Below are 20,227 nucleotides of genomic sequence, written 5' to 3'. Positions count from 1 at the left end.
GTGGCCGCGCGCAGCTACGGCCAGTACTGCGGGGTGACGACGGCCATCGAGCTGGTCGGGGAGCGGTGGGCGCTGCTCATCGTCCGCGACCTGCTCGTCGGTCCTCGCCGCTACACCGATCTGAAGCAGGGCCTGCCGCGCATTCCCACCAACATCCTGTCCACGCGTCTGAAGGAGCTGCAGGAAGGCGGGGTCGTGCGTCGCGTCCCGCTGATGCACTGCGGCCTCGTCTACGAACTCACCCCCTACGGCCGGGCGCTGGAGCCGATCATCCTGGCGCTCGGCCGCTGGGGGTTCCAGGCCATGGGAGACCCCTCGCCCGACGACGTGGTCACCCCGGACTCGATCACCATGGCGCTGCGGACCTCCTTCCAGCCGCAGCGCGCCGAGGATCTCGACATCGAGCTGCACGTCGGCGATGTGGCGTTGCGCGTGATCGTGCGCGACGGCGGCCTGTCGGTCGCGCAGCTGGCACCGCCCGCGCCGCCCGTCGGGGGTCGGATGCCGGAGGGCGAGCCGGATGCCGTGATCGTCGCCGGCCCCGGCATCCGCCTGCTCATCGGGGGAGAGGTGACGCCCGACGAGGCGATCGCGCAGGACATCGTCGCCGTGGTGCGCGGCGAGAAGCGGATGCTGAACGCGTTCGCCACCACCTTCCACATCGCACCGGTCACATCCGAGCTGCAAGGGAGCACCTCATGAGCGGACGCATCATCATCGACCTGTTCACCACTCTCGACGGCGTCGCGCAGGCGCCCGGCGGGCCGGAGGAGGACCCGAGCGGCGGCTTCCGGTTCGGCGGATGGCAGGCGCCGCTGCCGAGCGAGGCCGTCGGCCGCAGCGTCACCGAGGGCATGCAGACCCTCGACGCGCTGCTGCTGGGCCGGCGCACCTACGACATCTTCGCGGGGTACTGGCCGCAGCACACCACCGGCCCCGAGGGCTGGATCGGCCAGCTTTTCGATCGCGTGCCGAAGTACGTCGCGTCGCGGGATGCCGGGATCGAGCTCGGCTGGCAGGGCTCGACGCGGATCGGCGACGACCTCGGGGCGGAGATCGCGGGGCTGCGGGAGCGTCACCGGGACGTGCACGTGATCGGCAGCATCGACCTCGTGCAGACCCTGCTCGCCAAGCGCCTGTACGACGAGCTGCAGTTGTGGGTGTACCCGATCGTGCTCGGCCAGGGCAAGAAGGTGTTCCCCGAAGGGGCGGTGCCGTCGAGGCTGAAGCTCCTGCAGGCCGAGTCCGGCGACGGCGGCACGCTGCTGTTGCGCTACGCGCCGCTGCCGGGTGAGCCGGAGGTCGGCAGCCTCGGGTGACACGCGTAACTTCCGACTTGCAGGATTCTCCCACTTTGCGGTATTCATTGCTTACGTCTCTCTCACCCCGGAGGACGGTGTTCTTCGTTCTCGGGCACTGCCCCTCTTGAGAGAGGCCTTACGCGATGGCGCGTATCGCACGTTTCTGGCTGCTTGCAATGGTCGCGGCGGTCGCTGTAGTCGGTGGGTTGCTGATCGCTCCTTATGAGGAGGCGGTTGCCGCTGAGCCTGCCGTTAGTGTCGCCCCAGCGCTGGAATCGCAGAAGGCGGATGCGATCGAGCCTCAGGTGCCGGCGGGTGATTTCGCCCCGTCGCCCTCGGAGGCGACGCCGTCGCCGGTACCGGCAGAGAGCGAGTCGTCGACGCCGGCCGCCGGGCCGGTCAACCGGTCGGGACTGACGTTGAAGGCGCGGCACGAGTACCGGAACGAGTATGTCAACGGGGAGGGGGCGACGGTTGCGCAGTTGTCGGCCATGCCTCTGAACGCACGGGACAGTCGGGGTGAGTGGGCGGAGATAAAGCCGGATTTTCACCACTCGGGTGATGGTTGGGTTGTGCAGGCGCATCCGCTTGCGCCCCGGTTCGAGGAAGTCGACAGCAGTCGCCGTCGCCTCATCGTTCAGCGCGATGGGCACGAAGTGTCGCTGTCGCTGCTGGGTGCTGGGGCGGGTCGGACGGAATCGCCTTTCTGGTTCTGGGATGACTGGTCGTCGATGGCGTTCCGTGACATTGCCGATGGTGAGGACCTGGAGTACGAACTCACCAAGACGGCGATCAAAGATTCGGTGATTCTCAAGAAGCGTCCACCCAAGGATCGCGACACGTGGACGTGGAAGATCGATGCCGGCACCTCACGCCTCGGCTGACGGATACTGATGTCCTGGAGCTGGTGGATGCCACGGGCGAAGTGGTCATGGTCAGTCCGACCCCTGTGGGATGGGACTCCGCGCAGCCCAAGCACGAGGGTGAGCTGGACGAGGTCGTGCTGGACGCGTCGCTGACCGAGGCGGCTGATGGTTCTTGGCGTTACTCGGTGACGGCGGATTCTGCCTGGTTGCAGTCGGACGAGCGGGTTTATCCGGTGACCATCGATCCGAGCATCACGGTTACTCCGGTGAACAAGAACTCGTACAAGTCGAATGGCGCCCAGTACATCAATGAACTGCATGTGGGCAACACAGCTGAGGTGTCGAACGGTTACTACTGGCGGGGTGTGGAGAACTTCGCCGGTGGCGGCTCGGTGGGAACGCTGATCGAGGGCGCGAATCTGGGGATCGACTACGCGGGCTACAGCACCAACACCGCGTCCGGTACGGTCAAGGTTGGCACGCAGTGGAGTTACACCGGGTTCGGTTCGCAGTTGGCGACGTACTCGCTGGGGACTGGCGCGGTGAATGTCACGGCCGCGACGTTCCAGAACTATGTGGCTTCCCGGTTCGGCACGGCGAAGGCGACAAACGTGGCCTTCATGCTCACGGGGGGTGAGACGTCTACCTATTCGCACAAGAAGGTCGTGTCGGATCTGTGGGTGCAGTATCACGGGCACGTGAATCCGAGCATCGTCACGGGTGCCGGTGCCTCTCCGGCGAACGGGGCGACCGGGGTTACCCTCACTCCGACGTTGAAGTCCACCGCGAGCGGGGTCACGGGTTCGGCGCTACGGTACTCGTTCCGGATCGGTCTGGACTCCGGTTTCACCCCGTCGTTGATGGTGTACGAGTCGCCGGAGTCGACGTCGTCGCAGCTGGTGGTTCCCGAGGGTGTGCTGAAGCCAGGGGTGAAGTATTACTGGCGCGCGTACGTGCGCGATGCCGGCTGGGATACGCATCTGGGGCAATCGACGTTGCGGTCGACGGGGGCGTGGTCGTTCACGACAAACCAGGTCCCGTGGCCCTCCGCTCCGACCTCCGCAACCCCGGGCAACAGCGTGGCGACGTCGCCGCAGACGCTCACGTCACTAACCCCGGATCTGCAGGTTTCCGGCGTGCCCCTCGTCGATTCGGATTCGACGACGCCGATGAAGTACGAGTTCACGGTCGCCACGGGCCAGGACGGAGTGACGGGCACCGTGGTGACGTCGCCGCTGATCGTTCCGGACGCGTCGGGCAAGGCGTCGTGGAAGGTACCGGCGGGTACATTCGAGGACGGCGGTGTCTACACATGGGTGCTGGCGTCGTATGACGGGGAGAACAGGTACTCGCCGAAGACGTGGAAGCGCACCGTCAAGATCGATCGCCGGTTGGGGGCGTCGGGTCCGTCGCCGTTCGAGACGGTCGGTCCGCTCGCATTGAATCTGGCAAGCGGGAACGTGAATGTGGGTTTCGCGTCGCCGACGGTGACCACTTTGGGTGGTCCGATGGGCATGTCGTTCTCTTACAACAGCCAAGAGGCACCCGACGCGAACCGGGGGTTGAAGGCGGAGTACTTCGACGCCCGCAACAACCCGAGCGACCCGGTGCCGACCGCGGCCACGGACTACAAGTTCACGAAAGCTGATGGGTCGCCGAAACAGCCGGTGATCGTGCGGACGGACTCCTCGGTGTCGTTCAACTGGGGGCTGGAGTCCCCAGCGGATGCTGTTCCCAAGGACGGGTTCCTTGCCAGGTGGACCGGGTACGTCACTCTTCCGGCGGCACTGCTCGGCAAGCCGATCCAGTTCGGGTTGCGCCGTGATGACGGGGCGAAGCTCTACATCGACGGCCAGCTGGTGCTCGACAAATGGAATCTGAGCGCTGCCGTGACCGAGTGGGCGCCCGCTCCGGTCGGCGGATACTCGGGGCGCGCGCATTCGATCAAGGTCGAGTTCTTCGAGCGCTCGAGCCAGGCTGTCGCGGAACTGTGGGTGAAGGACGGCACGAGCGAGTACGTCGTTCCGCCAGACTGGTTCACCAAGGACGTGCAGACCCTTCCGGCCGGGTGGCGGTCATCGACCCCGATTGCCGGGGACGCGACGACGTGGGCATCGGCGCAAGTCACCACTTCGGCGGTGATCCTGACCGATACGTCGGGCAAAGTACACACGCACACCAAGCAGTCGACCGGCGGGTACAAGCCGCCGGTGAACGAGTACGACGTCGTGTCCATCGACGCGACCGGCCGGGTGGTCGTGACGGATGAGTCTGGGACGGTGCATCAGTTCACCAAGGAGGGCCGGGTCGAGACATCCACGCCCCCTGCCGACGGGCTCAAGCCCGCCAGCCCCGTCTCGGTGGTTGATGCGAACGGGGTGGTGCGGTCCATCAACGACCCGGCCTCCGCATCCACGGCGAACGGCGTGACGACGTATGCGCGCTCGGTGCAGCTGAGGTACCAGGGCGTCGATGGTTTCGGGTGCGCGACCGATGCGAATGCGGGGTACGTGGCGCCCCCGGCGGACATGCTGTGCCAGATCGAGTACCCCGACGGCAGGAAGACGCAGCTGTACTACAACGGGTTCGGTCAACTTGCTGCGATCCAGGATCCCGGCCGAGAGTGGACCACCTTCGGGTACGACAATCCGGCCGGGCTGTTGACCACGATCCGTGACTCGCTGGCCAATGACGCGATCCTCGACGCAGGGCTCGCCGCGAGCGTGGCATCTACTACGGTGATCGACTACGCGCAGCTTCCGCTGGACGCTGGAGTGACCGGCGCGAGCGCTCCCACGGCGTGGAAGGCGACGAAGATCACCCTCCCCGCGCCCGACGGGGTGACGTCCGCGCAGCGGCCGTCGAGCAGTTTCACCTACCATGCTGGCCAGACGGCGGTCACCACGGCGGGGATCACTGGGAGCACGGTGAGCGCGTTCGATGCGGCATGGCGACAGACATCCGAGACATCGGTCATGGGGGTCAGGGCCACGCAGGAGTGGCACGCCACGAAGGACCTGCTGCTGTCGAGCACCGACCCGTCGCTGCGCAAGAGCACCACCATCTACGACGCCAACGACCGCGCCACCGACACGTACGGGCCGGCCCCTACCGCCTGCTACGGCACCGACCGACACCCGGTCGCGAACCCGGCCGGCACCGTCGGCTGCGGAATCGTGCCAACCCACGCCAGCACCGTCTACGACGGCGGGATGACAGGCCTGCAAGCCGCGTATTACCCGAACCGGGCACTCTCGGGCAAGCCCGCCCTCTTCGGCCTCGGGATTGGTGATACATCAGGCGCCGTGACCCGCAACTGGGGCACGGCCGCCGCCGGCGGAGCGCTGCCGGCCGACAACTGGTCGCTACGCTTGACGGGGCTGATCACCTTCCCGCAAGCCGGCACTTACACGCTGCAGGCTCGTAGCGACGACGGCGTGCGGGTGTGGGTGGATGATGTTCTGAACATGGATCGTTGGGTGGGCCAGGTGGCCACCGACACGACTGGAAGTGCGTTCACCGTCACGGCCGGTGAGACACGGCGCATCCGTCTCGAGTACTTCGACGCCTCCTCCGTCGCCGAGCTGCATCTGAAATGGAAGACGCCGGGCGCGAGCACATTCGCAGTGATCCCGGGGGCGCAGCTGCGCCCCGACTACGGCCTGGTCACCCAGACCTCCGTGGACGACGCCACCACCGTGGCCGGCGCCGCCGCCCCGGGCGTGACGATGACCGCCGGGTACCAGCACCCGTGGCTGGGCGCCCGCACCGAGTCCACCCTCGACCCGACCGGCCTCGCACTCAAGATGACCGTCGGGTACGAGGCGCCGAGCACATCGAGCTGGCTGCGCAGACTGACCCGCACCCTCCCCGCCGGCAACACGACCGGCGCGCCCGCGACCGCGGCGACGACCACGCAATACTACGCTGCCGGGGAGCTCGCACCGGCCGGGGTCTGCGCGGCAGCCGCCGGGGTGAACCAGTTCCAGTTCGCGAAATCCACCACCGGACCCACCCCGCAATCCGGCACCCCCGTGATGACGTACTACGGGTACGACGTGATGGGCCGCACCGTCGCGACCAAGACCACCGGCGACACCGGCTGGTCGTGCACGACTCTCGATGCGCGCGGGCGGGTGGCCTCGCAGACCACGGTCGGGCAGACCGGCACCACCGCCCGCACCGCCACCACCTCCTACACACCGACGAACTCGGGGCTGACGGTGGTCGAGACTGACACCGCGGTCGCCGGGTCAACGGGCGGAAAGATCACGACGAAGACCGATTTCCTCGGCCGCGTCACCTCCTACACCGACATCTTCGGCACCACGACCCTCACCACCTACGAGGCCCTCACCGGCCGCGTCACACAGACGGCAACCACCCCTTCCGGCAGCACAGCGACGACAACAGCAATGTCGTATGATGCGGACGGTAAGCCGCTGAAAGTCACGATCGACGCCATCGACTACGCCACCCTCACCTACAGCACCCCGACCGCACCGGCCACCGCACGCGAACTGGCCTCCGTCACGTATGCGGGCGGGTCGCGACTCGACCAGATCGATCGCGACGGCGCCGGTCGCACGATCAGTCAACGCTGGACGTTCCCGGGCGGGGCGACGGTCACCGACACGGTTGCTCGTTCGAACAGCGGCCGCATCGTCCAGGAGACGATGACGGACGGAACCGACACGTACACGTCGACGTACGGGTACGACGCCGCGGGTCGCCTGGTGAATGCCAAGATTCCTGGGCACGAGCTCACCTACGCGTTCGCCGGATCGGGCTCACCCGGGGTGAACACCGCCGCCGGCCGATCCGGTAACCGCACCAGCATGACCGACGTGTACACACCTATGGGAACCAGCACACCGGTAACGACCACCACGAGTTACCAGTACGACTGGGCCGACCGGCTCCTCTCGTCCATCGTCACCAACCCGATCGCGGGAGCTGACAGCATCGCTGACGGACTCGCTGCGACGGATATCGCCTACGACGTCGCGGGGAACACCACCAAACTCGGGGCCGTCACCCTGAGCTACGACGCTGCTGGCCAGCATGCCGGGTCCACCTACACGGACGGCACAACCGTGACCATCCAGCGTGACGCTGACGGACGGGTGGTGTCCCGCACCGTAGACCCGCTCGGACCGACTGCGGGGGATGCCGCTTCGACCACGACGTACCTGTACGACGGTGACGATGACGTGCCCTTCGCGACAAAGACCGGCACCGCACTCACCCGTACCCTGGCGCTGCCGGGCGGCGTGTCCGTGACGCTTGCCGCGACCGCGGTCTGGCAGTACCCGAATCTGCTCGGCCACACCCTCGTCACCGGCAACGGCACCAGTCACGGCGCCATGCAGGTCTTCGAACCCTTCGGGCAGGCACTGGACATGACCACCTACGCTATCGGCACCATCGCGGCCAACCGCGCCGGGCAGAACGATGGCGCGACGGGATGGCACCAGGCGGCACGCAAGACCGCCGAAGCCGAATCCACCGTCCTCATGATCGAGATGGGCGCCCGCCTCTACGTCCCCGCCCTCGGACGATTCCTCCAAATCGACCCCGTCGAAGGCGGCGTCGACAACGACTACGTCTGGCCCACCGACCCCGCCGGCGATAGTGATCTGAGTGGGATGGCGTCGGATTTCTGGGGGACGCTCAAACGCGGAGTTGAGACCGTATCCCGCGTTGCTGGATTCCTCTCAATAATCCCGGGCCCAATTGGGATGATCGCAACGGCGGCTTCGGTCATAGGCCTGGCGGCCACTGGGAACTTCCTCGAGGCGGCAGGCGCTGCTGTGGGATTCATACCTGGGGCAAAGCTTGCGTCGGTGATAACACGAACTCCGGCTGGAAGGGCGCTCGTCGGGCTGCAGGCGAGGAGTAAGACTCTTGGAGTGAATTCCAAGATGTTCGGCAAGAAGAGCAAGTTTGACCTTACTGTTAATCGGGGGCGATATCGGATGGGATGGTCCAAATCCTCCGGAAAGGGAACTCCTGTGGTTTGGCGTGCGTCTGGCCCGGGTCGTCACACGAGTCGAATATTCGTGCACAAATCAAATGTCAGATGGGGTGGATACGGAAGAGTGATAACTTTTTGAATAGCGAATCACGTCTCGTTCGACTCGAATCGGAGATACGAAAGCGACTTCCATCCACTGTCGTTATCGAGTTCTCGTTTGACCGGGATCCTCCGATGGTGTCGTTACATGCAGAGGTCACAAAGATTCACTGGCTTGTTGAAGAAATGCCAGGAGAGTATCTAATCGGTGCGAGCGCGCGAGAAATTGATGCGAGCCTCTCCCCCCGCGATGAGGATATTTTGCGGTTCATGGAGAAGGTTGACCGATGTTGTACCTATGAAGTGACGGCGATGCTCGGACCCTTTCTGATCGCCAAGTGGTGGGAAATCGACAACTTTCCGCTGACTTATGACAAACGCGAACCGTCTCTAAGAAGCCGGCGCTGGTGGCTGGGATACCGGCAGGAATCGGTGTTGGTGGGAGAACGTCCTAGCCTTTCGGTATAAAATCGCCCTCAAGAAGGAAGCTTCGTCCTGACATTAAACGTGCTCGCACTTCATAAAACGTGTCGCAGTTGTAATGCGCCCCATGAAAGTTCGGTCGCTGGGAAGTGTGCAGGATAGACGTGAGGCGATTCTTTGTTGAAGTTTGGCGAAGCGGGTTCTTGCTTGGATTCGTCTTGGCGGTCGTGATCTTGTGGTTCTCACCTGGCGACTGGACGTACAAGGTCTTCGGGATGGTCGCTGCGACAGTTGTCGCTGTCGTCGCGACGCTCACCCGCATGCGTTGCTCGCACACCTCGGGTGTATGGCGGGCCGTCGAACCCGAACTGCTGAAGCTGGCCGGCGACGAGTCCCGCTTCGATGGGGTCACCAGCCTCGGCGTTGACGAGCATGTCTGGCACCATGTCGATCCTCGCAACCGCGGCCCGAAGGAACTGACCGGAATGGTCGACCTCACCCGTGACGAGAACGGCAACACGCGGGCGAGGCTGCTGGATCTGGTGCCGGGCAGATCATGCAAGGCCTACAAGGACTGGCTCAACCAACGCGGTGAGAGCTTCAGGAACAACGTGAAGGTCGCAGCCCTGGACCCGTTCGCCGGTTACAAGAGCGCGATCGATGACCAGCTCGAAGACGCCACCGCGGTGCTCGACGCGTTCCACGTCGTCAAGCTCGGCACCCAAGCGGTCGACGAGGTCCGCCGACGTGTCCAGCAGGACACTCTCGGACATCGCGGACGCAAGGGCGACCCGCTCTACGGAATCCAGACCATCCTCCGCGCCGGAGCGGAGAACCTCACCGACAAGCAACGCACCCGACTGGCCGCGGCGATCGAGGCCGACCCCGCCCACGACGAGGTATTCGTCGCCTGGCAATGCGCCCAGCAGCTGCGCTCTGCCTACCACGCCAAGGATCTCGCCGAGGGGCGGCGGGTCGCGCAGAAGGTCATCGAGTCGTTCCACACCTGCCCGATCCCCGAGATCGCACGCCTGGGACGCACCCTCCGCCGCTGGAAGGAAGCGTTCCTGGCCTACTTCACCACCGCCCGCGCCAACAACGGCGGCACCGAAGCAATCAACGGGATCATCGAGCTCCAACGCCGCCTCGCCAGAGGCTTCCGCAACCGGCACAACTATCGGCTGCGCATGCTCCTCGCCGCCGGCGGACTCACCTCATGACCCCACCGAATGTCCGAAGAGCCGCTTACACTCGGAGTGGCTGGAACTACCACACCTACACTCATCGGAGGTATTCGGTCATCGGTCATCGCGGCGCAGGCCGGGGTCTTCACATCGAACATTAGGGACGGATATGTGGGCGACTATTGGAAATGTGAAGGGGGGCGAGTTCGCTGGCAGTGTTTTGGCGCTGGATTACGAAGACGTTGAACCTGACGAGTTTGCGGAATTCGCGTGTTGGACTCCCCATCGGTATGTACTCAGCGTCGAACGGAATATCGTGCCGCGTGACTTAGCACTCGACACTCGGGCTGAGCTTGTCAACCAGACGGAGGGCCGTGAGGCGGACGCACTAGCCGAAGCGTTTTTCGGTCAGGACTATATCCATGTAATCAGCGGGCCCCACGAGGGGTCGCTCCTGACCGTGCCGCCCCTCGGAGATGGCGTTTCAGCGACTGAACGTGAGACGATCCGTCTTGCGGCCGGCACGCCAATGATGCGAGCCATGGCTGACCCGGGGCTCCTCGCAGCAGATCTCCGGGCGCAGCTGGAAGGGCTCTCTCATGAGAAGACTGATGATCGGGCTGCCTTTCGGGTCCTGAAGTACTGTGCGAGCACAGTGGACTGGACAGTGGACGTACCATCGCCAGACATGGCCCTCCGCATGTGGATGGCGGAGGTGTACCACAGCTGGAAGTCGGGCAAGAGGGATGCGCGCTCGGCCTGCATACGTGACGCGCAGATGATGGCTCGTGCCGTCGTAGGTCACGAGCAACTCTGGGTATCGGGTGACTGGGGCCAAACTCTCAGTGACATTGTCGCGACAACAATCTCGTGGCTGATTCACCGGGGGACGATCGGTTAGCCGCGCAGCATCCGCTCGATCACGATCGCGACACCGTCGTCGTCGTTCGAGGCGGTGACCTCGTCGGCGGCATCCCGCACCTCGTCGATCGCGTTGGCGACGGCGACGCCGTGGCCGGCCCACTCGAGCATTTCGAGGTCGTTGAGCGCGTCTCCGAAGGCGAGCACCTCGGAGCGGTCGATGCCGAGGCGCTCGCACACCTGCGCCAACCCGGTCGCCTTGCTCACGCCCTGCGCCATCACCTCGACGAACGGCGCACCAGACATCGTGGTCTCGAAGCCGGTCAGACCCAGCGAGCGGAGTGCGTCGAACACCTCCTCGATCGGCCGGGTGGGATGCCGGATCACCAGCTTCAGGCTCGGAGCCGCCAGCACGTCGTCGAGTGTCACCGCGCCCATCGTCGCGGGGTCGCGCTTGTGGTCGGCGAGCTTCGCCAGGGCGGCGTAGCCGTCCTGCGCGACGAAGCCCTCACCGGCATCGCGCACGCTCGCGAACAGCAGGTCCGGCACCACCGCCCGCAGCGCCTCGGCGAGCTGGCGCTGCACCTCGGCGGGGATCTCCTGCGCGAACAGGTGCTCGCCGGTGGTGAGATGCACGCCGTACGCACCGTTGCCGCACAGCGCCCAGCCGTCGAAGCCCGCCTCCTCGGCGATCGGGCGCAGGCCGATCGGCTGCCGCGCCGTCACCGGGATCGTCGCGATCCCGGCATCCCTCGCGGCGTCCAGCGCACGCCGCGTGCGCGCGCTGACCCGCCCGTCCGAACCCAGCAGGGTGCCGTCGAGATCGGTAGCGATGAGGCGGATGCCGGATGCCGTCACGCGAAGATCATCGGCAGATCGTCGTCGACAGCGCTCGCGCCGAGGTCGAGGTCGACCACGACCGGCACGTGGTCGCTGGGCTGCTCGCCCTTGCGTTCGTTGCGGTGGATGGTCGCGCCGGTGACGGCATCCGCGAAGGTGCGCGAACCCAGCACGAAGTCGATGCGGATTCCCTCGTTGCGGGGGAACTTCAGGCGCTGGTAATCCCAGTAGGTGTACCCCTCGGGGATGAGCGGGCGCACGACGTCGGTGACGCCGGCGGACTCGAGCGCGAAGAACGCGTCGCGCTCCGGCTGTGACACGTGCGTCGAGAAGCCGGGCACGATCGCCGGGTCGCCGTTGTCCTTGTCGAACGGGATGATGTTGAAGTCGCCCACCAGCGCCAGCGGCAGATCCGGGTTCGCCGACAGCTCCTCGGCGGTCGCCATGCGCAGCGCCTCGAGCCAGTGCAGCTTGTAGTGGTAGTGCGGGTCGCCCAGCGACCGGCCGTTCGGCACGTACAGGCTCCACACCCGCACGCCGTCGACCATCACACCCAGGGCGCGCGCCTCGATGGGGGCATCGGGCCCCTCATGCCCCTTCGCGAATCCGGGCTGGCCGGCGAACGAGGTGCGCACGTCGGTGATCGGCAGTCGGCTCGCGATCGCGACACCGTTCCACTGGTTGAAGCCGTGCGCCTCGACGTGGTACCCGGCGTCCTCGAACGGCGCGTACGGGAACTGCTCCGGCTTGCACTTGATCTCCTGCAGAGCCAGCACGTCGATGTCCTCGCGGACCGCGAAGTCGACCGCGCGGGCGACGCGCGTGCGGATCGAGTTGATGTTCCAGGTGGCCAGACGCATGGAACCAGCCTAGAGCGGGGCGGCGACCCTCCCGCTCCGCGCTCGACCCTCGTGCTCAGCGTTCGGCGGGGTCCGCCGTGCCCACCAGCACGCCGCGCGCAAGCGTGTGGAAGTGGCGGTTGAACCCGAGCACGGCTGGAGTGGAGCCGATCTCCAGCTCCAGCCGGTCTACATCGAGCGCGTCGATCACGAAGAAGTAGCGGTGAACGCCCGTGCCGGCGGGCGGCGCCGCGCCGATGAAGCGCTCCAGACGCGCCTCGTTGGGCAGCACCACCGAGCCGGCGGGCAGGCTCTTCGCAGTCCCGTCCCCGGCCGGCAGGGAGCGCAGGTCTGGGGGCAGGTTGAACGCCGCCCAGTGCCAATAGCCGGAGCCGGTCGGCGCATCCGGATCGAAGCACGAGATCGCCAGGCTCTTCGTGCCGGCCGGAGGCGCGGACCACTCCAGTGCGGGGTGGCGGTCTTCCCCGGCACGGTCGGACGACCAGGCGAAGCCGGGGAGCGGCTGTCCGTCCTCGAAATCGGGGCTGGTCAGCTGCAGCGCCGGCACGGGACGGAGCTCGGCCAGGGCGGCGTACGGATCGTAAGAGAACATGAGACCTCCACGCTCCACGCTAGGTCAGCGACTCCGACAGTGCCAGCCCCGCCGCGCCCGGTGTTCACAACTCAGGAGACCCGGGCCGGAACCGACCCGGAACCGCTGCGAAACGACCTCGACCGCCCCGCCGTTCCTGAGTTGTGAACGGCACGCGGCCGACATTCCGCTCGCAATACACTGGTTGCCGTGACCGACCTCGCCTCAGACCGCCAGACGCTGCTCGACCTGATCAAGGACGAGGCGGTGTTCCACGGTGACTTCACGCTCTCCAGCGGCAAGAAGGCGACGTACTACGTCGACATGCGCAAGCTCACCCTCGACCACAGGGCCGCCCCCGCCATCGGGCGCGTGATGCTCGACCTGATCAAGGACCTCGACGTCGTGGCCGTCGGCGGGCTCACGCTCGGCGCCGACCCGATCGCGAACTCCGTCATGCACGCCTCGGTCGCCGCCGACCGCCCGCTGGACGCGTTCGTCGTGCGCAAGGAGCCCAAGGACCACGGCCGCGGCCGCCAGATCGAGGGCGCCGACGTCGCAGGCAAGCGCGTCGTCGTGCTCGAGGACACCTCCACCACCGGCCAGTCCGCGCTGAAGGCCGTCGAGGCCCTGCGCCGCGACGGCGCCGAGGTCGTCGCCGTCGCCGTGATCGTCGACCGCAAGACCGGGGCACAGGCCGCCATCGAGGCCGAGGGGCTGCAGTGGCTGGCGGCGTTCGACCTCGACGACCTCGGACTCGACGCCCAGTGACCCGCCACGCCCTCGCCGTCGACGTCGGCGGCACGAAGCTCGAGGCGGCGCTGGTGTCGGAGTCCGGAGCCCTCGTCGCAGGCAGCCGGATGCGCCGTGCCACAGGGCGCGACGCCGATCCCGCCGCGCTCGACGCCGCGATCCGCGACGTCGTCGCGCACGCACTGGCCGCGCTGCCCGCCGGCGCCGAGCTGGTCGGGGCGGGTGTGGGCAGTGCCGGGCCGATCGACCGCGCCGGCGGCGCCATCAACCCGTACAACATGCCCAAGGCCATGGGGTACCCGCTCGCCGCAGCGGTGCGGGATGCCGCGGCATCCGCTCTGGGCCGCGAGCTGCCCACCGTCTTCGGCCACGACGGCGGCGCGCTCGCGCTCGCCGAGTCGTGGCTGGGTGCCACCGTCGGCGCGGCCGCGTCGCTGTCGATCGTCGTCTCGACCGGGGTCGGGGGCGGGTTCGTGCTCGACGGGCACTACGCCTCCGGCGCAACAGGCAACGCCGGCCATCTCGGCCACATGCGGCGCGAGGGTGGGCTGCCGCTGGAGGAGATCGCCTCGGGCCCGGCGAGCGTCGCGTGGGCGCAGCAGCACGGCTGGCCGGGTCGGACCGGTGAGGATCTCGCGCGGGATGCCGCCGCCGGCGTCACCGTCGCCCGCCAGGCGATCGAGCGCTCGGCGCGCGCCGTCGGCGAGGCGCTCGCCGACGCGGCGACGCTCATCGACCTCGACATCGTCGCCATCGGCGGGGGCTTCTCCCGCGTCTCCGACGACTACATCGAGCTCGTGCAGCGGGCCCTGACGGCATCCGCGGTGCACGAGTACTCGCAGCGCACCCGCGTCGTGCGCTCGCAGCTCGGCGACGAGGGCCCGCTCATCGGCGCCGCCGCCTTCATCCTGCGCTGATCCCCCGGCGAGCGGTCAGCGCTTGTCGTCGTCGTCCCAGGGGCCCTCGTACCACTCGCCGCGGTCGTCGCGCCGGGGACGCTTCAGCAGCTGGATGGCGAACAGGGTCAGCGAGGCCAGCCCGATGCCGATGAGCACCAGGAACAGCAGGTCGCTCTGATTCACGGGCGTCTCCCTTCTGCGGCATCCGCCACGATCTTCGCGATCCGCGCCGCGCGCGTCTCGGCGCGCTTGGCCATCGCGATCTGGGTGAGCCCGAGCTTCTTCACCGACTTCGGGAAGGCGTCCCAGTTCGCCCTGGCCGCCGGCACGGCGTCTAGCGCCGCCGCGAAGTCGTCGGGCTCGATCCCGGCCTCGGGGCCGTCCAGCACCGTCCAGGTGCCGTTCGCCTTGGCCGTCTCGATCGCCCGGATGCCGGCCGGTGCGAGCAGTCCCGCCGCCTCGAGCCGGGCGACCCTGGCCTTGTTCGTCGCCGCCCAGCCGCTGGACGGGCGACGCGGCGCGAACCACAAACCGGCGATGCGCTCGTCGAAGGTGCGCACCGGTCCGTCGATCCAGCCGAAGCAGAGTGCCTGCAGGATGGCGTCCTCGTACTCGACGTGCGGATCGTCGTTGCCGGGACGGGGCCGTACGAGCCACGCACCCTTCGAGACCGCGTGGTTCGCCTCGAGCCAGGCGCGCCAGCTGGCGGCATCCGGTGCCACCACCCGCTCGCCGTCGTCGAGGGCGCCCATGTCAGTCCTCCCGCACGTCCGGCAGCAGGTCGGCGACCGACTGCACGACCTCGTCGGGGCGGAACGGATACCGCTCGATCTCGTTCCGGTCGCTGATCCCGGTCATCACCAGCACCGTGTGCAGGCCGGCTTCGATGCCGGCGACGATGTCGGTGTCCATCCGGTCGCCGATCATGCCGGTCGTCTCGGAGTGCGCGCCGATCTTGTTCAGGGCGGAGCGGAACATCATCGGGTTCGGCTTGCCGACCACGTACGGCTCCTTGCCGGTCGCCTTGGTGATCAGCGCGGCGATCGCGCCGGTCGCCGGCAGCGGCCCCTCGGCGCTCGGACCCGTGGCATCCGGGTTGGTGACGATGAAGCGCGCCCCGTCGTTGATCAGCCGGATGGCCTTCGTGATCGCCTCGAACGAGTAGTTGCGCGTCTCACCGACGACGACGAAGTCGGGCCGGGTCTCGGTCATGATGAACCCGGCCTCGTGCAGGGCGGTGAGGATGCCGGCCTCGCCGATCACGAACGCCGACCCGCCGGGGAGCTGCTGCGCGAGGAAGTCGGCGGTGGCGAGCGCCGACGTCCAGATCCGGTCCTCAGGCACGTTCAGGCCGCTCGATCGCAGCCGCGCGGACAGGTCGCGCGCGGTGAAGATCGAGTTGTTCGTGAGCACGAGGTACGGCACACCGGCCCGTTCCCAGCCGGCGAGCAGCTCCGACGCCCCGGGGATCGCGTCGTTCTCGTGCACGAGCACGCCGTCCATGTCGGTCAGCCAGCATTCGATCTCGGAACGATCAGCCATGCGGCCAGCCTATTGCCGTCGGGTACTCAGGCACTCAGCCAGACGACCTCGGCGGCGCCGGCGGGCAGATCGACGGCTTCCCCGTCGAGCACGATGCCGGATGCCGTCACCGCCACCTCCCGTCCCACGTCGACGCCCGCGGATTCCAGCGCCCGCAGCAGGCCGGGGTCGCGGTCGCTGACGCGCAGCACGCGCCCGGTGTGGCCGGGGGCGGCATCCGCGAGCAGCACGAACGGCTCGCGCTCGACGCGACCGTGGGCGTCGGGGATCGCGTCGCCGTGCGGGTCGAAGCGCGGCCGGCCCAGCCGCTCGTCGATGCCCTCCAGCAGCCGGTCGCTGATGGTGTGCTCGAGGACCTCCGCCTCGTCGTGCACCTCGTCCCACGCGTAGCCGAAGTCCCGCACCAGCCACGTCTCGATCAGGCGGTGGCGGCGCACCATCGCGAGGGCGCGGCGGCGTCCGGCATCCGTCAGCCGCACCGCCCCGTACGGCACGTGCGAGACGAGACCGGCGGCGGCGAGCTTCTTCACCATCTCGGTGACGCTCGACGGGGCGACGCCGAGGGCGCCCGCCAGCTGCGACGGCGTGATCGGCGCGTCCTGCCACTCGGTGTGCGCGTACACCGTCTTGAGGTAGTCGTCGAACGCGGGGGATGGCACGGCTCGAGCCTACCCGCGAGCCTCGGCGGGTCGACGGCCGGCCAGCAGTCTGCCGACGACGCCCTGCCGGGGGCTGAACAGGTAGACGAGGGCGAACACCGCGCCCTGCACGACCACGACGAGACCGCCGGATGCGGCATCCAGCCAGTAGCTGAGGTAGATCCCGACGACCGACGACAGTACGGCGACGGCGGGCGCGATCGCCAGCATGGTGCCGAACCGGTCGGTGAGCAGGTACGCGGTTGCGCCGGGGATGATGAGCATCGCCACGACGAGGATCACCCCCACCACCTGCAGTGCCACCACGGCGGTGAGCGCGAGCAGTCCGAGCAGCAGGGCGCCCAGCATCCGCGGCGACAGCCCGATCGCGAACGCGTGGCCGGGGTCGAAGGCGTACAGGGTGAGGTCGCGGCGCTTGAGGATCAGCAGCACGAACGCGGCGGCGGCGAGTATCGCGATCTGCACGAGGTCGGCCTGCGAGATGCCGAGGATGTTGCCGAAGATGATGTGGTTCAGGTCGGTCTGGCTCGGCGTCACCGAGATCAGCACGAGCCCCAGCGCGAACAGGGTGGTGAAGACGATGCCGATCGCGGCGTCCTCTTTCACGCGGCTGGTCCCGCGGATGAGGCCGATGAGCGCGACGGCGAGGAAACCGAACACCAGCGCTCCGAGCGCGAACGGCGCCCCGATGACGTACGCGAGCACGACGCCGGGCAGCACGGCGTGCGAGACCGCGTCGCCCATCAGCGACCAGCCGATTAGCACCAGCCAGCACGACAGCACCGCGCAGACGATCGTCGCGATGACGGTGGTGACCAGCGCGCGCACCATGAACTCGTACTGGAGCGGCTCGAGGAGCAGGTCGAGCGGTGTCATGAGCCCTCCCGTCCGAGGATGTCGAGCCCGAAGGCGCGGGCGAGTTGCTCCGGCCGCAGGGCGTCGGCGACGGAGCCGTGGAACAGCACCTTCCGCAGCAGCAGCACGGCGGCATCTGCCAGGCCCGGGAGGGCGTGCAGGTCGTGGCTGGAGACGAGGACGGTGCGCCCCTCGGCGGCCGATTCGCGCAGCAGGCGGATGATCATCGCCTCCGACTTCTTGTCGACGCCGGCGAACGGCTCGTCCAGCAGCAGGATGCGGGCGTCCTGCGCGATGCCTCGGGCGACGAACACGCGCTTGCGCTGCCCGCCGGAGAGCCGCCCGATCTGGCGGTCGGCGAGGTCGGACAGCTCGACCCGCTCCAGGGCGCGGTCGACGATCTCGCGGTCCTCCCGGCGGGGGCGGCGGGTGAATCCCAGGTGCCCGTACCTGCCCATCATGACGACGTCGCGGACCGACACCGGAAACGCCCAGTCGACCGCCTCGCTCTGCGGCACGTATCCGATCAGGCGCCGCCGGCGAGCTTCGGACGGCGGCGTGCCGTCGAGCAGCACGCGGCCGCCAGCGGGCCTGACCATGCCGGTGAGGGCCTTGAACAGGGTGGATTTGCCGGAGCCGTTCATGCCCACCAGCGCGGTCACGGTGCCGAACGGGATCCGCAGCGACACGTCTTCGAGGGCGACGACGTCGCCGTAGCGGACGCCGACCCCGGACGTCTCGATGGCGTCTGCGGTCATGACGCACCGCCGGTGAGGGCGTCCACGATGGTGTCGGCATCGTGCCGGATCAGGTCGAGATAGGTGGGGACGGGGCCGTCCGCCTCAGACAGCGAATCGACGTACAGGATGCCGCCGAACGCGGCGCCCGTAGCTTCGACCACCTGCCGCATCGGCTTGTCCGACACGGTGGACTCGCAGAAAACGGCGGGGACGTCGTTCTGCTCCACGAACGCGATCGCGCGGGTGATCTGCTGCGGGGTGGCCTGCTGTTCGGCGTTGACCGGCCAGATGTACGCCTCGGTGAGTCCGGCATCCCGAGCCAGGTACGAGAACGCGCCCTCGCAGGTGACGAGCGCGCGCTGGTGCTCGGGGAGCGTTGCGAGCTCGGCGACCAGCTCGTCGCGCACGGCCTGCAACTGGGCCTTGTAGGCCTCGCCGTTGCGGGCGAAATCGTCGGCGTGGGCGGGGTCGAGCTCTTTGAAGGCCTCGACCATGTTGTCGACGTAGATCCGCACGTTCAGGGGGCTCATCCACGCGTGCGGGTTGGGCTTGCCGGCGTAGGCGTCCTCGGAGATGTCGATCGGCTCGACGCCCTCGGAGACCACGACGTGGGGAACGTCGACGGACTCCACGAACTGGCCGAACCATGCCTCGAGGTTCAGTCCGTTGTCGAGGATGAGATCCGCCTCGGACGCCCTGGCGATGTCACGGGGGGTGGGCTCGTAGCCGTGGATCTCGGCGCCCGGCTTCGTGATGGACTGCACGGTCAGATGCTCGCCGGCGACATTCTCGGCGATGTCGGCCAGCACGGTGAAGGTCGTCAGCACGACGGGGCGCTCAGCCCCCGAGCCGCCCGCCCCGGAGCGAGAGGCGCCGCCGGTGCAGGCCGCAGCCGAGCCGGCCAACGCCGTTGCCAGGACGACCCCGGCGAGGGTGCGGAGGACATTTTTCGGCATGCCGAAATGATAGCCAGTTTTCGGGGTGCCGAAAAGCGCCTCAGGCGCGCCTGCGCCCGCGATAGCCTTGCCGGATGCACGACGAGACCCGCGACCCGGATGCGGGCCCGGATGCGGGCCCGCCGGCGGGTTCGGCCGCCCAGCCCGGCTACGGCGCGGGACCGTGGGAGGGGCCGTGGCCGGAGGGCGACTGGTACGACCCAGAGCTGCTCGCGCACGGCGACACCCGCAACGTGATCGACCGGTACCGGTACTGGCGGATGGAGGCGATCGTCGCGGATCTGGACACCCGACGGCATCCGTTCCACGTCGCGATCGAGAACTGGCAGCACGACATGAACATCGGCTCGATCGTGCGCAGCGCGAACGCGTTCCTCGCCGACACCGTGCACATCATCGGGCGGCGGCGGTGGAACCGACGCGGGGCGATGGTCACCGACCGCTACCAGCACGTGGTGCACCACGAGGATGTCGCGACGTTCGCCAGCTGGGCGCGGGAAGCGGGCATCCCGATCATCGCCGTCGACAACGTCGGCGAGGCCGTGCCCGTCGACCGGGCCGACCTGCCGGAGCGCTGCGTGCTGCTGTTCGGGCAGGAGGGGCCAGGGCTGTCGGCGGAGGCGCTCGCGGCGGCATCCGGCCACATCGAGATCACCCAGTACGGCTCGACGCGCTCGATCAACGCCAGCGCTGCGGCCGCGATCGTGATGTACGAGTGGTGCCGGCGGTACGCCGGCTGACGTCACCCGCGCGGGCGATCCGTTGCCCGTGAATCAAGGTTTCCTATATGCAAACGGAGTTTCCTAGAGGTAACATGGCGTTTACCCGGACGCAAGAACAA

At 67.7% G+C, this 20,227-nt stretch carries 18 protein-coding genes and 1 pseudogene; 9 read left to right on the top strand and 10 right to left on the bottom strand.

All coding sequences use genetic code 11. The features are described 5' to 3' along the window. The 6 genes and pseudogenes from RIF65_RS10255 to RIF65_RS10230 all read left to right on the top strand — a co-directional run. A complete protein-coding gene (locus tag RIF65_RS10255; RefSeq protein WP_309082592.1) occupies positions 1 to 702 on the top strand; it encodes a winged helix-turn-helix transcriptional regulator in 702 nt (233 codons plus the stop codon). Then, complete coding sequence (locus RIF65_RS10250) at positions 699 to 1,319, top strand: dihydrofolate reductase family protein (protein WP_309082590.1); 621 nt, start codon at positions 699 to 701, stop codon at positions 1,317 to 1,319. Before RIF65_RS10255 ends, RIF65_RS10250 begins: the two co-directional genes overlap by 4 nt. A 125-nt stretch (positions 1,320 to 1,444) precedes the next feature. Further along, complete coding sequence (locus RIF65_RS10245; protein ID WP_309082588.1) at positions 1,445 to 2,185, top strand: hypothetical protein; 741 nt, start codon at positions 1,445 to 1,447, stop codon at positions 2,183 to 2,185. Beyond that, positions 2,143 to 8,283, top strand: coding sequence for a PA14 domain-containing protein (locus RIF65_RS10240; protein WP_309082587.1), 6,141 nt, complete (start codon positions 2,143 to 2,145; stop codon positions 8,281 to 8,283). The genes RIF65_RS10245 and RIF65_RS10240 overlap by 43 nt, the downstream gene beginning before the upstream one ends. Positions 8,284 to 8,378: 95 nt before the next feature. Then, positions 8,379 to 8,711, top strand: coding sequence for a hypothetical protein (locus RIF65_RS10235; protein ID WP_309082585.1), 333 nt, complete (start codon positions 8,379 to 8,381; stop codon positions 8,709 to 8,711). 251 nt (positions 8,712 to 8,962) lie between these two features. Continuing rightward, a pseudogene (locus RIF65_RS10230) lies at positions 8,963 to 9,886 on the top strand (ISL3 family transposase); the annotation flags it as partial. Between the two features lie 861 nt (positions 9,887 to 10,747). Here RIF65_RS10230 and RIF65_RS10225 read toward each other — a convergent pair. Genes RIF65_RS10225 through RIF65_RS10215 form a run of 3 tightly spaced genes read right to left on the bottom strand, consistent with a single transcriptional unit; the run spans position 10,748 to position 13,003 of the window. Next, complete coding sequence (locus RIF65_RS10225) at positions 10,748 to 11,569, bottom strand: Cof-type HAD-IIB family hydrolase (RefSeq protein ID WP_309066107.1); 822 nt, start codon at positions 11,567 to 11,569, stop codon at positions 10,748 to 10,750. Beyond that, positions 11,566 to 12,411 carry an exodeoxyribonuclease III gene (locus RIF65_RS10220; protein ID WP_309066108.1) on the bottom strand — a complete coding sequence of 282 codons (846 nt, stop codon included), beginning with the start codon at positions 12,409 to 12,411 and terminating at the stop codon, positions 11,566 to 11,568. The genes RIF65_RS10225 and RIF65_RS10220 overlap by 4 nt, the downstream gene beginning before the upstream one ends. Before the next feature lie 55 nt (positions 12,412 to 12,466). Then, positions 12,467 to 13,003 (bottom strand): YbhB/YbcL family Raf kinase inhibitor-like protein, encoded by a 537-nt coding sequence (locus RIF65_RS10215; protein ID WP_309066109.1) that lies wholly within the window; start codon positions 13,001 to 13,003, stop codon positions 12,467 to 12,469. 189 nt (positions 13,004 to 13,192) lie between these two features. Here RIF65_RS10215 and pyrE point away from each other — a divergent pair, with 189 nt between their 5' ends. Together pyrE and RIF65_RS10205 are read left to right on the top strand one after the other, a co-directional pair. Beyond that, positions 13,193 to 13,753, top strand: coding sequence for an orotate phosphoribosyltransferase (gene pyrE, locus RIF65_RS10210; RefSeq protein ID WP_309066110.1), 561 nt, complete (start codon positions 13,193 to 13,195; stop codon positions 13,751 to 13,753). Continuing rightward, a complete protein-coding gene (locus RIF65_RS10205) occupies positions 13,750 to 14,652 on the top strand; it encodes an ROK family protein (protein WP_309066111.1) in 903 nt (300 codons plus the stop codon). Before pyrE ends, RIF65_RS10205 begins: the two co-directional genes overlap by 4 nt. Positions 14,653 to 14,667: 15 nt before the next feature. Here RIF65_RS10205 and RIF65_RS10200 read toward each other — a convergent pair whose 3' ends face one another. From RIF65_RS10200 to RIF65_RS10170, 7 genes are read right to left on the bottom strand one after another with little or no spacing between them, the layout of a single operon-like run. Next, on the bottom strand, positions 14,668 to 14,817 hold the full coding sequence (locus RIF65_RS10200; protein ID WP_309066112.1) for a hypothetical protein: 150 nt from the start codon (positions 14,815 to 14,817) through the stop codon (positions 14,668 to 14,670). Then, positions 14,814 to 15,386 (bottom strand): YdeI/OmpD-associated family protein, encoded by a 573-nt coding sequence (locus tag RIF65_RS10195; protein WP_309066113.1) that lies wholly within the window; start codon positions 15,384 to 15,386, stop codon positions 14,814 to 14,816. The genes RIF65_RS10200 and RIF65_RS10195 overlap by 4 nt, the downstream gene beginning before the upstream one ends. Position 15,387: 1 nt before the next feature. After that, a complete protein-coding gene (locus RIF65_RS10190) occupies positions 15,388 to 16,176 on the bottom strand; it encodes an HAD-IIA family hydrolase (RefSeq protein ID WP_309066114.1) in 789 nt (262 codons plus the stop codon). 26 nt (positions 16,177 to 16,202) lie between these two features. After that, positions 16,203 to 16,835, bottom strand: coding sequence for a metal-dependent transcriptional regulator (locus tag RIF65_RS10185; protein WP_309066115.1), 633 nt, complete (start codon positions 16,833 to 16,835; stop codon positions 16,203 to 16,205). A gap of 9 nt (positions 16,836 to 16,844) precedes the next feature. Then, positions 16,845 to 17,711, bottom strand: coding sequence for a metal ABC transporter permease (locus RIF65_RS10180; protein ID WP_309066116.1), 867 nt, complete (start codon positions 17,709 to 17,711; stop codon positions 16,845 to 16,847). Next, positions 17,708 to 18,448, bottom strand: coding sequence for a metal ABC transporter ATP-binding protein (locus RIF65_RS10175; protein ID WP_309066117.1), 741 nt, complete (start codon positions 18,446 to 18,448; stop codon positions 17,708 to 17,710). Before RIF65_RS10175 ends, RIF65_RS10180 begins: the two co-directional genes overlap by 4 nt. Next, a complete protein-coding gene (locus tag RIF65_RS10170) occupies positions 18,445 to 19,386 on the bottom strand; it encodes a metal ABC transporter substrate-binding protein (protein WP_309066118.1) in 942 nt (313 codons plus the stop codon). The genes RIF65_RS10175 and RIF65_RS10170 overlap by 4 nt, the downstream gene beginning before the upstream one ends. A 74-nt stretch (positions 19,387 to 19,460) precedes the next feature. Between RIF65_RS10170 and RIF65_RS10165 the strand changes: the two genes are divergently transcribed. Continuing rightward, the gene (locus RIF65_RS10165; protein ID WP_309066119.1) at positions 19,461 to 20,126 is read left to right on the top strand and encodes a TrmH family RNA methyltransferase; all 666 of its coding nucleotides are present in this window, start codon (positions 19,461 to 19,463) and stop codon (positions 20,124 to 20,126) included. Positions 20,127 to 20,227 lie beyond the last annotated feature (101 nt).

The organism is Microbacterium sp. (assembly GCF_031180975.1).
GTDB lineage: Bacteria > Actinomycetota > Actinomycetes > Actinomycetales > Microbacteriaceae > Microbacterium.
Note: the sequence above shows the minus strand (reverse complement) of the source record. Positions and strands in the feature narration are given on the sequence as shown.

What these genes read in the sequence shown, in the direction of transcription:
- RIF65_RS10250 (WP_309082590.1), top strand. Translation starts at nt 699, where the DNA reads ATGAGCGGACGCATCATCATCGACCTGTTCACCACTCTCGACGGCGTC.
- RIF65_RS10165 (WP_309066119.1), top strand. Translation starts at nt 19,461, where the DNA reads ATGCACGACGAGACCCGCGACCCGGATGCGGGCCCGGATGCGGGCCCG.
- RIF65_RS10235 (WP_309082585.1), top strand. Translation starts at nt 8,379, where the DNA reads ATGGTGTCGTTACATGCAGAGGTCACAAAGATTCACTGGCTTGTTGAA.
- RIF65_RS10170 (WP_309066118.1), bottom strand. Translation starts at nt 19,386, where the DNA reads ATGCCGAAAAATGTCCTCCGCACCCTCGCCGGGGTCGTCCTGGCAACG.
- RIF65_RS10175 (WP_309066117.1), bottom strand. Translation starts at nt 18,448, where the DNA reads ATGACCGCAGACGCCATCGAGACGTCCGGGGTCGGCGTCCGCTACGGC.
- RIF65_RS10220 (WP_309066108.1), bottom strand. Translation starts at nt 12,411, where the DNA reads ATGCGTCTGGCCACCTGGAACATCAACTCGATCCGCACGCGCGTCGCC.
- RIF65_RS10180 (WP_309066116.1), bottom strand. Translation starts at nt 17,711, where the DNA reads ATGACACCGCTCGACCTGCTCCTCGAGCCGCTCCAGTACGAGTTCATG.
- RIF65_RS10195 (WP_309066113.1), bottom strand. Translation starts at nt 15,386, where the DNA reads ATGGGCGCCCTCGACGACGGCGAGCGGGTGGTGGCACCGGATGCCGCC.
- RIF65_RS10245 (WP_309082588.1), top strand. Translation starts at nt 1,445, where the DNA reads ATGGCGCGTATCGCACGTTTCTGGCTGCTTGCAATGGTCGCGGCGGTC.
- RIF65_RS10190 (WP_309066114.1), bottom strand. Translation starts at nt 16,176, where the DNA reads ATGGCTGATCGTTCCGAGATCGAATGCTGGCTGACCGACATGGACGGC.
- RIF65_RS10215 (WP_309066109.1), bottom strand. Translation starts at nt 13,003, where the DNA reads ATGTTCTCTTACGATCCGTACGCCGCCCTGGCCGAGCTCCGTCCCGTG.